Source organism: Celeribacter indicus, assembly GCF_000819565.1.
Taxonomy (GTDB): Bacteria; Pseudomonadota; Alphaproteobacteria; order Rhodobacterales; family Rhodobacteraceae; genus Celeribacter; species Celeribacter indicus.
Map to the genome: position 1 here is coordinate 88,364 of NZ_CP004394.1, position 11,956 is coordinate 100,319.

The 11,956-nt window shown below is 68.0% G+C and carries 9 protein-coding genes; 3 read left to right on the plus strand and 6 right to left on the minus strand.

The annotated features are described in order from the left end of the window. Window positions 1–8: 8 nt before the first annotated feature. The 5 genes from P73_RS22510 to dctP all read right to left on the minus strand — a co-directional run bounded on the left by P73_RS22510 (window position 9) and on the right by dctP (window position 5,831). Window positions 9–1,106, minus strand: coding sequence for a zinc-binding dehydrogenase (locus P73_RS22510; protein WP_043872157.1), 1,098 nt, complete (start codon window positions 1,104–1,106; stop codon window positions 9–11). Between the two features lie 64 nt (window positions 1,107–1,170). Next, complete coding sequence (locus P73_RS22515; protein ID WP_043872158.1) at window positions 1,171–2,658, minus strand: aldehyde dehydrogenase; 1,488 nt, start codon at window positions 2,656–2,658, stop codon at window positions 1,171–1,173. A 78-nt stretch (window positions 2,659–2,736) separates the two neighbouring features. Further along, window positions 2,737–4,044 (minus strand): TRAP transporter large permease, encoded by a 1,308-nt coding sequence (locus tag P73_RS22520; protein WP_043872159.1) that lies wholly within the window; start codon window positions 4,042–4,044, stop codon window positions 2,737–2,739. Then, window positions 4,041–4,613, minus strand: coding sequence for a TRAP transporter small permease (locus P73_RS22525; RefSeq protein ID WP_158401973.1), 573 nt, complete (start codon window positions 4,611–4,613; stop codon window positions 4,041–4,043). The genes P73_RS22520 and P73_RS22525 overlap by 4 nt, the downstream gene beginning before the upstream one ends. Window positions 4,614–4,679: 66 nt before the next feature. Then, the gene (gene dctP / locus P73_RS22530; protein ID WP_158401974.1) at window positions 4,680–5,831 is read right to left on the minus strand and encodes a TRAP transporter substrate-binding protein DctP; all 1,152 of its coding nucleotides are present in this window, start codon (window positions 5,829–5,831) and stop codon (window positions 4,680–4,682) included. Between the two features lie 288 nt (window positions 5,832–6,119). Between dctP and P73_RS22535 the strand changes: the two genes are divergently transcribed. The 3 genes from P73_RS22535 (at window position 6,120) to P73_RS22545 (ending at window position 11,073) form a co-directional block, all read left to right on the plus strand. Then, on the plus strand, window positions 6,120–7,736 hold the full coding sequence (locus P73_RS22535; protein WP_043872161.1) for a GMC family oxidoreductase: 1,617 nt from the start codon (window positions 6,120–6,122) through the stop codon (window positions 7,734–7,736). A 33-nt stretch (window positions 7,737–7,769) separates the two neighbouring features. Then, complete coding sequence (locus P73_RS22540) at window positions 7,770–8,576, plus strand: N-acyl homoserine lactonase family protein (RefSeq protein WP_043872162.1); 807 nt, start codon at window positions 7,770–7,772, stop codon at window positions 8,574–8,576. Window positions 8,577–8,724: 148 nt separating this feature from the next. After that, on the plus strand, window positions 8,725–11,073 hold the full coding sequence (locus tag P73_RS22545; protein ID WP_043872163.1) for a xanthine dehydrogenase family protein molybdopterin-binding subunit: 2,349 nt from the start codon (window positions 8,725–8,727) through the stop codon (window positions 11,071–11,073). Between the two features lie 69 nt (window positions 11,074–11,142). Here P73_RS22545 and P73_RS22550 read toward each other — a convergent pair whose 3' ends face one another. Beyond that, on the minus strand, window positions 11,143–11,949 hold the full coding sequence (locus P73_RS22550; protein WP_043872164.1) for an enoyl-CoA hydratase-related protein: 807 nt from the start codon (window positions 11,947–11,949) through the stop codon (window positions 11,143–11,145). Between the last annotated feature and the right edge of the window lie 7 nt (window positions 11,950–11,956).

Consider the following 11,956-nt stretch of genomic DNA (forward strand, 5'->3'; position numbering starts at 1 on the left):
GCGCGGCCTCAGAAGTCGATGACGACCCGCCGCGCCTGTCCCGAGGCGAGAAGCTCGAACCCCTCGTTGATCTGTTCGAGCCCGATGCGATGCGAGATGAGGTTGTCCTGCGTGAGCCTGCCCTCGACATACCAGTCGATGAGATCGGGGAATTGCGACAGCGACTTGATGTTGCCGAGATAGGATCCCATCACCGAACGTCCCGCCTGGATGGAGCGCGGCCGCATCGGGATCGTGTCCGTCATGCTGCCCGGCATGATCCCGATGAGCACCGTGGTCCCCCATCCGATCCGGGTGCAATCCACCGCCTGCTGCGCCAGCACCGGATGGCCGACGCATTCGAATCCGTAATCCGCCCCGCCGCCGGTGATCTCGCGGATCGCCTCCACGACGCCGTCGCCCTCGAAGTCGCGGGCGTTGAGGAAATGGGTCATGCCCGCCCGGCGCGCCGGGGCTTCCTTGTCGGTATTGGTGTCGATACCGATGATCGTCGTCGCCCCCGCCAGCCGCGCGCCGTCGATGACGTTGAGTCCGATGCCGCCCAAGCCGAAGATCGCGACCGAAGAGCCGGGTTCGACCCGCGCGGTGTTGAGCGCCGCGCCGATGCCGGTGACGCCCGCGCAGCCCATGCAGCACACCTGGTCGAGCGGCGCGTCGGACCGGATCTTCGCGACGTGGAAGGCGCGGACGGTCATGAACTGCGCAAACGTGCCGAGGTTGATGAAGGAGGTGACCGGCCGCCCCTTCCACGAGAAGGGCGCGCGCGGATGCGGCTTGAAATATTCGTCGCAGAGGTTGCTCTTGCTGCTGCGGCAGGCCGGGCAGGTGCCGCATTCCGGCATGGCCAGCGGGATCACCGCGTCACCCGGTTTCAGCCGGGTCACGCCGGGGCCGACCTCGCGCACGATGCCCGCGCCCTCATGCCCGAGGATCACGGGGTAATTCGGCCAGTCGCGCGATCCGTCGATCAGCATCTGGTCGGTGTGGCACAGGCCCGCGGACCGGATCTCGATCAGCACCTCGCCCTCGCGCGGGCCGTCGAGATCGACCTCGTCCACCACCAGCGGCTGAAGCTGTCCGGTGGCGATCGCGGCTTTGACTTTCATGGTGACCCCCCTTTCGAAAACCGAAGGCGCGCGGGACCGCCGCGCGCCTCCCCCTGTCGTCGTCTCAGCCGGCGATGCGGCCCGCGTTCGACGGCATCCCGTCGAGCACCACCACCTTCGTCTCGAGATAGGGGTGCAGCCCCTCGGTGCCGCCCTCGCGCCCGAGGCCCGATTGCTTGAACCCGCCGAAGGCGAGGCCAAGCTCGGCACGATAGCTGTTCTGCCCGACCGTGCCGGAGCGGATCTCGCGCGCGACCGAATAGGCCTTGTCGAAATCGTTGGTGAAGACGGAGGCGTTCAGGCCGAAATTCGTGTCGTTCGCCACGTCGATCATCTCGCGTTCCCCGTCCACCGGAATGACCGACAGCACCGGACCGAAGATCTCCTCGCGCGCGATGGTGAAGCTGTTCTCGACGTTGCCGAAGACGGTCGGCTCGACGAAATAGCCGCGGTTGAGATGCGCCGGGCGGCCGCCCCCGGTGGCAAGCACCGCGCCCTCGTCCTTGCCCTTGGCGATATAGCCCTCGACCCGGTCGCGCTGGCGGCTCATGGCAAGCGGCCCCATCTGGCAGGCGCTCTCGAAGGGGTCGCCCACGTTCACCGTGGCGAAATTGCTGCTCAGCGCCTCCACGAGATCGTCATGGCGCGACCGCGACACGAGGATGCGGGTCAGCGAGGCACAGACTTGCCCGGTGAGGAAGGTCGCCTTTTCCGTGATCGTGCGGGCCGCCGTCTCCACGTCGTAATCGTCGAGGATCAGCGCGGGGGACTTGCCGCCGAGTTCGAGCGTCTGCCGCGCGATGCGCCCGCCGCAGATCGCGCCGATCTTCATTCCCGCCACGGTCGAGCCGGTGAAGGCGATCTTGTCCACGCCGGGATGGGCGACGAGCTTTTCGGAGACCTCGCGGTCGGCGGTGAGGATGTTGACCACGCCCTCGGGCAGGCCGGCGGCATGGGCCGCCTCGGCAAGGATATAGGCGGAGCCGGGCGCCTCGGGCGAGGCCTTCACGATCACGGTGCAGCCCGCGAGGAGCGCCGGCGCCACCTTGCTCGTGATCAGGCCGGGCGTGCCGTTCCAGGGCACGATCGCCCCCACCACGCCCACGGGTTCCCGCACCAGGAGCGCCAGCTCCCCGCCCGAGGCGGAGGGGTGCCGTTCCTGGAACGGATAGGTCGCGGCCAGGTCGGCATAATAGCGATAGGTCGCGGCGATGGAGCCCATCCGCGCCGCCGCGATGGAATGCAGCACGCCCGACTCGGTCGTCCAGATCCGCGCATGCCGCTCGGCACGCTTGTCGAGTTCGTCGGCGAGGCGACGCAGGTAATCCGCCCGCTCCTCATGGGACATGCGCGGCCACGGGCCCCGGTCGAAGGCGCGGCGGGCGGCCTCGACGGCGCGGTTCACATCCGCTTCCTGCGCCTCCGCCACCACCTCGAAGACCTCCTCTGTCGCGGAGTTCAGGACGGTGATCTGCGCCGTGCCCGACGGAGCGGTCCAGGCGCCGTCGATGTAGAATTTTTCCGGGTTTTCAATGATGTCATGGACGGTCATTCCGATGTCCTCTCCTTCGGTGGGCCGGGCAGTCGCGCGCCGGACGGTGGCGGTCCCGCCGCCGCTTTCGCGGCGGCGTCATTTGAGCAGCGAGGGCAGGTAGGTGACGATCTCCGGGAACACGATGACCGCGAGCACGATGAAGAGATCCGCCAGCAGGAACCAAAGGATCCCCCTGAAGATCGTGCTGAGGCTCGCGGAATTCCCGACCACCCCCTTCAACACGAAGACGTTGAGCCCGATGGGCGGCGTGATCATCCCGATCTCCAGGTATTTCGCGAGCAGCACGCCGAACCACAACAGGTCATAGCCGGTGTCCTTCAGGATCGGCAGCAGGATCGGCAGCGTGAGCAGCATCGCCCCGATGGGATCGAGGAACATGCCGAGCAGCAGGTAGACGATGGTGATCGCCAGCAGCAGCACGTACCGGTTCGCCCCGAGGTCGCTGACCATCGCGGCGAGCGCGTCGCCCGAGCCGCTGAAGGCGATGAAGCGGGTGAGCATGTTGGCCCCGATCGCGATGATGAAGATCGAGCCGGAGACCATCAGCGTCTCGTAGAGCGAATCCCACATCCGCTTCCATGTCAGCGTGCGCTTGATCAGCGCGATCAGGACCGAAAGCGACGCGCCGACGGCGCCCGCCTCGGTCGGGGTGAACATGCCGCTGAACAGCCCGCCGAACACGCCGATGATGAGCAGGAGCACCGGCCAGATCTCCGCCAGCGCGCGCAGCCTCTCCGACCAGCTCGCGTCAGAGTCCGAGCGTGGCGCGAGATCGGGATTGAGCATCACCCGCACCATGATGACGGCGACATAGGCAACCATCGTCAGGACGCCGACGCCCACCCCGCCCAGGAACAGCGCGCCCACGGGCACCTGGGCGATGATGCCGTAGAGGATCAGCAGGATCGAGGGCGGGATCAGCGCGCCGATCGTGCCCGCCGCCGCGATGCTCCCGGTGGCGAGCGCCGCATCGTAGCGCGATTTCATCATCTCCGGGATGGCGATCCGCCCCATCGCCGCCGCGCAGGCGAGCGAGGAGCCGGTGACCGCGGCAAAGCCCGTCGCCCCGAACACGCCCGCGATCGCGAGCCCGCCGGGCAGCCGTGCGAGCCACAGCCGGGCGGCGTCGAACAGTCCTTTCGTCAGCCCCGCATGGAAACAGACGAAGCCCATGAGCACGAACATCGGCACGGAGCTGAGCTGCCAGGAGGCGGCGAATGTGTAGGGGATGAGGCCAAGCGATCCCCAGGCGGCACTTTCGCCGACGAGGATCCAGAGCCCCGAGAAGGAGACGAGGATGAGCGAGAGGCCGATGGGGATCCGCAGAAGGATCAGCATCAGCAGGACGGCGATGCCCGCATATCCGATTTCAGCTGGCGTCATTTCTCCTGCGCCTCCCGGTTTTCCTCGGATGTGGCGACCTCGTTGGCGCGCTCGTAGCTTTCCGCGAGGCTTTCACGCTTCAGGTCGAAGCGGCGGCCGAGCAGCTTGCTCAGGATCATGAGCGCCATCAGCCCGGTGCCCACCGGCACGATGTAATAGGACGGCCAGGTGATGATCTTCACCCGTTGCTCGGTCTCGAACGCCCCGACCGAGAGCTTGTCGTTGGCCACGGAAAAGGTCTTCCAGGTGAAGGCGACGAAGACCACCAGCCCGATCACCAGCGCCAGCGCCGTCAGCATCCGCTGGACGCGCTGCGGGAAGTGTTCCGCGACGAGCTCGACGTCGATATGCCCGTTGCGGGCCTCGACGACGCAGAGGCAGAGGAAGGTCACCACCACCATGTAATAGTTCGACACCAGCGCGGTGGTGCCGGGGAGCGGCCGTGAAAAGACGAACTTGGACACCACGTCGGCCGTCACGTGCACCATCATCAGGACGACCACGATCGCCCCGATGAAGGTCGCGATCCGCGACAGGCCCATCACGAACCTTTCGAACTTCGCTATCATCTTGCCCTCCTCGCAAGGGATGTCGGCGGACCGCCCGGACCGGGCCGGGCGGCGCATCGGATCAGCTCACTGCATCGCGTAGGCTTCGGGGTCGAGCTTCGAATAGATCTCGTCCCAGTAGATCTGGTGCAGGGCCTCCGCCGACTCCACGTCGGCGGTCAGATCCTTCCACTTGGTGATCAGGTCGGCCACGACGACGGATTTTTCCTCCGCGTCGGAGACGCCGTATTTGGAGACGAATTCCTGGATGATGACCGGCTTGTCCTCTTCGACGAAGGCCGCGGAAGCCTCGAGCAGCTCGTCCGAGGGCTCGTGGATCTCGATCCCGGCCTCGCTGGCGATGTCCATCGCCTCTTCGGAAGCCTGGACATAGGCCCAGGTGCCCTCCGCGACGAGATAGGCGGCGGTGTCGATGAGGCCCGCGCGCTCCTCGGACGTCATGTCGCGCCAGGTGTCGATATTGGTGTTGGCATCGCCCACGCCGGGGAACACCCCACCCGGAACCGCCGTGGTCATGTCGGTGACGACGTCGGTGAGCTGGAAATTCACCAGTTCGGTCGGCGCGAAGAACACGCAGTCGACCACGCCCTGCGACAGCGCGTCATAGGCCTCGTTGGCAGAGATCGTGACGCTGGTCGCCCCCATCGCCTCCGCCCAGCGGGCCCAGCTCGGCGCCGCGGTGCGCACCTTGAGGCCGCGGAAATCCGCCTTCTCCACGACCGGCCGCGTGCATTGCGTGATGTAGACGCCGGTCGAGTGCCCGCCCAGGTAGACCTGGTTCTGGGTGGCGAATTCCGCCACGCATTCCGGGCAGTGCAGCATCACGTATTCGGACACCGCCCCCGCCATGGCAAAGCTCGCCACCGCGGCCTCGGTGTCGGCGGTCGCGAGCATGTTCATCGCCGCGGCAAGGTTGCTGTTGGCGAATTCGGCGGGCTGGTACTGATAGGTCGCCCATCCCATGTCGACCATGTGGTCGGCGATGCCCTGCGGCGTCTGCCGCAGATCGAGCAGCGACATTGGGAAGAGCTTGATGTTGAGCCCGTGGTTTTCCTGCGCGTAGGTCACCACCTTCTCGAGCGCATTGACGGGCGTGCTGCCCGTCGGAAAACCGATCGCGTAGGTCAGATCCCGTGCCGTGGCCGGTGCGGCGGCGGCAAGCCCCGCCATCGTCCCGATGGCCATCGCATGTCTCAGCGTAGTTCCCGTAGTTCCCATGTGATCTTCCTCCCTGTGAATGTCGCCCCCGGCACATCCGCGCCGGCTGATCCGGCCCTCCCTCCGCTGCGCGGCCCGTCCCTCCCGGTCCGCGCCGGACGTCGTGACCCGGCACTCCGGGAGCACGCAAACGCTGTGCCAGCCCTCCCGCCCGGACCGCCGCGCCGCCATTCCGCCGCCGCGGCCGGTCCCGCGCAGGGATCTGCCGGGTCCGTGGCACAGCGTTTGCGCGCCCCCGAGCGTCGCCCCGAGACGGGCCGGGCAGCAGAAACACGGGAAAGGCAAGGCATGGAAGAATTCGATTTCGTCATCGTCGGAGCAGGCTCCGCAGGTTGCATCGTTGCCTATCGCCTGGCGGAGAAGGGCCACAGCGTCTGCGTGCTCGAGGCGGGGCCGGAGGACCGCAACATCTACATCCGCATCCCCGCCGGGATCGTGAAGACATCGACCAACGACAGGCTGCTGTGGAAGTTCGAACACCAGCCCGCGCCCAACACGAACAACCGCACGATCCCGCTCATCCAGGGGAAGATGATCGGCGGCGGCAGCTCGCTCAACGGCATGGTCTACAGCCGCGGACAGGCGGGCGATTTCAACCTCTGGGCCAGCCGCGGCGCCGAAGGCTGGGACTACCACAGCGTCCTGCCCTATTTCCGCAAGTACGAACGTTTCCGCGACGGTGATGCCGACCCGGCCTATCGCGGCCGGGAGGGGCGGGTGCAAACGAGCCGCCAGCCGCGCCGCGATCCGCTGTGCGAGGCGTTCATCGCCGCGGCGCAGGCCGACGGCATCCCCGCCAATCCGGATTACAACGGCCGCGTCCAGGAGGGCGTGGGCTACGCCCAGGCCACGATCCATCGCGGCCAGCGGTCGAGCTCGGCCCGCGCCTATCTGCACCCGGCGCGCCGGGAACTCGGCGTGCGCGTCATCACCGGCGCGCAGGTGCGCCGTGTCCTTGTCGAGGACGGTCGTGCCACGGGTGTGGAATTCTCCCGCGAGGGCAGCGACCGGGCCGAGACGGTCACCGCCCGGCGCTGCACCATCGTCAGCGCAGGCACGGCCAACACTGCGAAACTGCTCCAGCTTTCCGGCATCGGTCCGGCGGCGCTGCTGAAGGAGCACGGCATCCCGGTGCTGCGCGACCTGCCGGTGGGGGAGAATTTCTCCGATCACTATGCCTGCCGCGTCGTGGCGCGGGTGAAGCCGCGCTACAAGACCGTGAACCAGCTCTCGCGCGGGCTGAACCTCGTGGGGGAGGTGGCGAAATGGCTGCTCGACCTGCCCTCCATCCTCGGCATGAGCTCGATGTCGGTCTACGGTTTCTGCAAGATGCAGCCGGGCACCGCCGACAACGATTACTGCGTGACCTTCACCCCGGCGAGCCTCAAGGCCGGTCTGACGCGCAAGCTCGACGATTTCCCCGGCGTGACCTCGGGCGGCTGGCGGCTGCGCCCGGAGAGCCGCGGCCATGTCCGCCTGCGCTCGGCGGACTGGCGCGACGCGCCGCTGGTCCAGCCCAACCACCTGGGCGAGGAGAGCGACCGGGCGATCACCATCGCTGCGATCCGGCGCTGCCACCGGATCCTGACGGGCGCGGCGATGCGCGACTATGTCGAGGTGATGGAACTGCCGAAGACGCCGCCCGCGACGGAGGACGAATGGCTCGACTACGTCCGGCAATACGGCTCCACCGCCTATCACCTCGTCGGGACCTGCACGATGGGGGCCGCCGACGATCCGAAGGCCGTGGTCGATCCGCGCCTGCGCCTGCGCGGCATCGAGGGGCTGCGGGTCATCGACGCCTCGGTGATGCCGACCACGCCCTCGGGCAACACCAACGCCTCGACCACGATGATCGCGGAGAAGGCCTCCGACATGCTGCTCGAGGACTATCCGCGCACCTGACACCGACCGCCACATTCCGAAGGGAGACCCGCCATGACACCCCCTGCCTGGGAGCTTTTCGCCGTCTGCTATGCCCGCCAGCCGGAGCGCCGCCCGGCGCATCTCACCTATGTCGACGGCCGCGAGGCGGAGAGCACGACGGGCTTCGACTATTTCTTCTGGTACGCGGTGCAGGGGGAGCGTGTCGTCGTGATCGACACCGGCTTCTCGGAAGAGGCGTGCCGCAGGCTCGGGCGCGCGTGGGCGGGGGATCCCGCGACGCTGCTGGCGCGCGCCGGGATCGACGCGGGCGCGGTGCGGGACGTGATCCTGACCCATGCCCATCCCGACCATGTCGGCAATCTCGACCAGTTCCCGAACGCGACCTTCTGGATCCATGCCGAGGAGATGCGCGCGCTGACCGGGGAGGAAATGAGCTTCGACTTCTTCCGCCACAGCTATCACGGCGAGGACGTCTGCGCGCTGGTGCGCCTGCTCCACGCCGGCCGCCTGCGGATCATCGCCGAGGACGGCGCCTTCGCGGAGGGTCTCGACCATATCCTGATCGGCGGCCATGCGCCCGGACAGATGGCGCTTCGGATCGAGACGCGGCGCGGTCCGGTCCTGCTCGCGAGCGACGCGGTGCATCTCTTCGAGGAGATGGAGGGCGAGCGCCCCTTCTTCGTCTTCCACGACATGCGCCGGATGCTGCGCGGGCTGCGGACCTGCCGGCGGCTCGCCGGAAGCGACGACCGCCTCGTTCCGGGGCACGATCCGCGGGTGACGGAGATCTATCCCTGCCCGGTGCCGGGGATGGAGGGCATCCTGCTCGACCTCGGGGAGGCGCCGGCCGGGCCGTGATAGGCCCGCCCCCTCCCCCCCGGCGCGCGCCGGCCGTGGCACAAATATTGCGCGGCACCCGGCCAAACCCCTTGGTTTCGGAGCCGATTCCTGCTCCGATACGGGCGTGCCGTCCGAAGGGTGCCGAAACAGCGAGGAAGGAACGAAGATGAAGTTCAGTCCAGGAGAAGCCAATCCCCGTCACGAGGACGACCGCCTTCTGACCGGGCACGGCCGGTATTCCGACGACGTCAACCTGCCCGGACAGGCCCATGCGGCGATCGTCCGGTCCCCCTATGCCCATGCCGCGATCAACGGCATCGACGGCGAGGCGGCGCTCGACATGCCCGGCGTGCTTGCCGTGCTGACCGGCGCGGACTGGGTGGCGGACGGTCTGGGCGAGGTCGCGAATCCGGGTATCGTGATGAAGACGCCGCTGCTCCGGCCGGACGGCGTGCCCTTTGTCAATCCGGGGCGCCGGCCGCTTCCGACCGACCGCGTGCGCTATGTCGGCGAGCCGGTCGCGATGGTGGTGGCCGAAACCGCCGCCGCCGCCGCGCTCGCCGCGGAGATGGTGGAGCTCGACCTCGACCCGCTGCCTGCCGCGACCGCCACGGCCACCGCCCGCGACGCGGAGGCGCCGCTGGTCTGGGAGGACTTCCCGCGCAACGAGGTCTTCGTCTATCGCGCGGGCGATGCCGATGCGACGGCGAAGGCGCTCTCCGCCGCGCCGCGTGTCGTGACCGACCGGCTGGTGATCAACCGCATCCACGCCAACCCGATGGAGCCGCGCTCCTGCACCGGCGATTACGACGCCGGCCGGGACCATTACACGATCTACGGCGGGGTGCAGCGTTCCTTCTCCTTCCGCGACATGCTCGCGCGGGAGGTGTTCCGCGTGACGCCCGATCAGGTCGACGTGGTGCCGGGCGATGTCGGCGGCTCCTTCGGGCTCAAGGGTTCGATGAACATGGAAATGCCGCTCGTGGGCTGGGCGTCGAAGCGGCTCGGGCGGCCGGTCAAGTGGACCGCCACCCGGACGGAGATGCTGACCGGCGACGACCACGCCCGCGACGTCATCATCGAGGCGACGCTCGCCTATGACGACGACGGCCGGTTCCTCGGCTTCAGGGCGGAGGCCACCTCCAACATCGGGGCGTTCGCGGGCTTCTTCGGCCTCGCCCCCGCGATCCTCAACCTCGGCTCCATGGCCGGGCCCTACACGATCCCGGCGATGCATGTGGAGGCGGTCGGCGTCTGGACCCACACCGGGCCGGTCGCGCCCTATCGCGGCGCGGGACGACCCGAGGCGGCCTATGTCATAGAGCGGATGGTCGATCAGGCCGCGCGAGACCTGCACATGGACCCGGTGGAGATCCGCCGCCGCAACCTGATCCCGGCGGAGGCCCTGCCCTACCGGACCGCCCTGACCTTCACCTACGATTGCGGCGAGTTCGAGGCCGTGCTCGACAAGGCCATCGCCGCCGCCGGTTACGCGGGCTTTGCCGCCCGCCGGGCCGAGGCGGAGGCGCGGGGCAGGCTGCGCGGCATCGGCGTCGCGATGTGCATCGAGACGGCCGGTTCGGCGGGGTACGAGACGACGGAGCTCAAGTTTGCCGAGGACGGCACGGTGCGGGTGCTCGCTGGCACCACGAACCACGGACAGGGGCATTCGACCCTGTTCGCGCAATATGTCTCGCAGCGGCTCGGCTATGACGGCGCCGAGATCTCCGTGGTCGAAAGCGACACGCGCGTGATCGCGGACGGGGTCGGCACCGGCGGCTCGCGCACCGCCGCCTTCGCCTCCGCCGCGGTGGAGGACGCCATCGCCAAGGCGGTGGAAAAGGGCCGCGGGATCGCCGCGAACCTGTTGCAGGTCGGTCCCGAGGATCTTTCCTTCGCGGAGGGTGTCTATACCGTCTCGGGCGCCGAACAGCATGTCACCTTCCAGGAGGTGGTGCGCGCCGCCTTCTCCCCCGACATGCTGCCGGCGGGGACGGAGGCCGGCTTTCACGTCTTCGGCCGCAGCGAGCTTTCGGGACCGAGCTTTCCGAACGGCTGCCATGTCTGCGAGGTGGAGATCGACCCGGAGACCGGCGCGGTGGAGGTGATTTCCCATGTGCTCGTCGACGATGTCGGGTTCGAGATCAACCCGATGATCGTGAAGGGCCAGCTCCACGGCGGCGTGTTGCAGGGCGCGGGCCAGATCCTGATGGAGGACATGGTCTATGACGAGGACGGCCAGATCCTGACCGGCTCCTTCATGGATTACGCGATGCCGCGGATTTCCGACTATTGCTCGATCGAGGCCGGGAGCCATCCCGTGCCGACCGCGACCAACCCGACCGGGGTCAAGGGCGCGGGGGAAAGCGGCACGGTCGGCTCGATGCCCGCGCTCGCCAATGCGATCGACAACGCGCTGGCGCAGCGCGGGGCGAAACTGCCCGACATGCCGATGACGCCCTCGCGGATCTGGACCGCCCTGCGCGACGCGGCGCGCGGACAGGACGCCGCGTGAAACCGGGCGCGGCGTGACAAACGGCGGCGGGACGGAACCCCGCCGCCCTCCGTCCTCACACCTGCGGGATCACTCCTCCCGGTCGGGGGCGGCGCGGAAGCGGGAGAAGTCCGGCTTGCGCTTTTCGAGGAAGGCGGTGGTGCCCTCCTTCTGTTCCGTCTCCCGGTAATCGTCCGGCACCATCCAGCGGCGCAGGCTGTCGCCCTGGCCGAGAAGGTCCTGGAATTCCTGGACGAAGGTGGCCTTGTAGACCTTGAGGCAGGTGGGCGCGACGGCAAGGAGTTCGTCGCACCATTTCTTCACCTCCGCATCGAGATCAGCCATCGGCACGACCGCGTTCACGAGGCCCCAGTCGAGCATCTGCTGCGCCGAATATTTCCGCCCGAGCATCCACATCTCCCGCGCGCGCTTCTGCCCGACCACGCGGACCAGGTAATTGACCACCGGCCCGGAGGTCGGATAGGCGACGCGCGGCTCGCTCTGGCCGAAGATCGCGTGATCCGCGGCGATGGTGAAATCGCAGAAATAGGCGAAATGGTTGCCCCCGCCGATGGCATAGCCGTTGACCCGCGCGATGATCGGCTTCGGGCACTGGCTGAAGGTCAGGTAGGGCGGCGCGAATTCCCGCGGGCCCGTGTGCCCCATCTTGCCCTCGCGCTGTTTCGACACGTCCGCCCCCGCGCAAAAGGATTTCTCGCCCGCGCCGGTGAACACCACCACCCCGACCACGGGATCCTTCCCCGCCATGTCGAGCGCCGTCTCGATCTCCCGCATCGTCTGCGGCGTGCAGGAGTTCAGCTTTTCCGGCCGGTTGATCGTGATCGTCGCCACATGCCCGTCGATCTCGTAGAGGATGTCTTCAAATGTTGCAGCCATGGTCCGC

Excerpts from the sequence above, each read along its gene's own strand:
- P73_RS22510 (WP_043872157.1), bottom strand. The coding sequence starts at position 1,106 with ATGAAAGTCAAAGCCGCGATCGCCACCGGACAGCTTCAGCCGCTGGTG.
- P73_RS22515 (WP_043872158.1), bottom strand. The coding sequence starts at position 2,658 with ATGACCGTCCATGACATCATTGAAAACCCGGAAAAATTCTACATCGAC.
- P73_RS22520 (WP_043872159.1), bottom strand. The coding sequence starts at position 4,044 with ATGACGCCAGCTGAAATCGGATATGCGGGCATCGCCGTCCTGCTGATG.
- P73_RS22525 (WP_158401973.1), bottom strand. The coding sequence starts at position 4,613 with ATGATAGCGAAGTTCGAAAGGTTCGTGATGGGCCTGTCGCGGATCGCG.
- dctP (WP_158401974.1), bottom strand. The coding sequence starts at position 5,831 with ATGGGAACTACGGGAACTACGCTGAGACATGCGATGGCCATCGGGACG.
- P73_RS22535 (WP_043872161.1), top strand. The coding sequence starts at position 6,120 with ATGGAAGAATTCGATTTCGTCATCGTCGGAGCAGGCTCCGCAGGTTGC.
- P73_RS22540 (WP_043872162.1), top strand. The coding sequence starts at position 7,770 with ATGACACCCCCTGCCTGGGAGCTTTTCGCCGTCTGCTATGCCCGCCAG.
- P73_RS22545 (WP_043872163.1), top strand. The coding sequence starts at position 8,725 with ATGAAGTTCAGTCCAGGAGAAGCCAATCCCCGTCACGAGGACGACCGC.
- P73_RS22550 (WP_043872164.1), bottom strand. The coding sequence starts at position 11,949 with ATGGCTGCAACATTTGAAGACATCCTCTACGAGATCGACGGGCATGTG.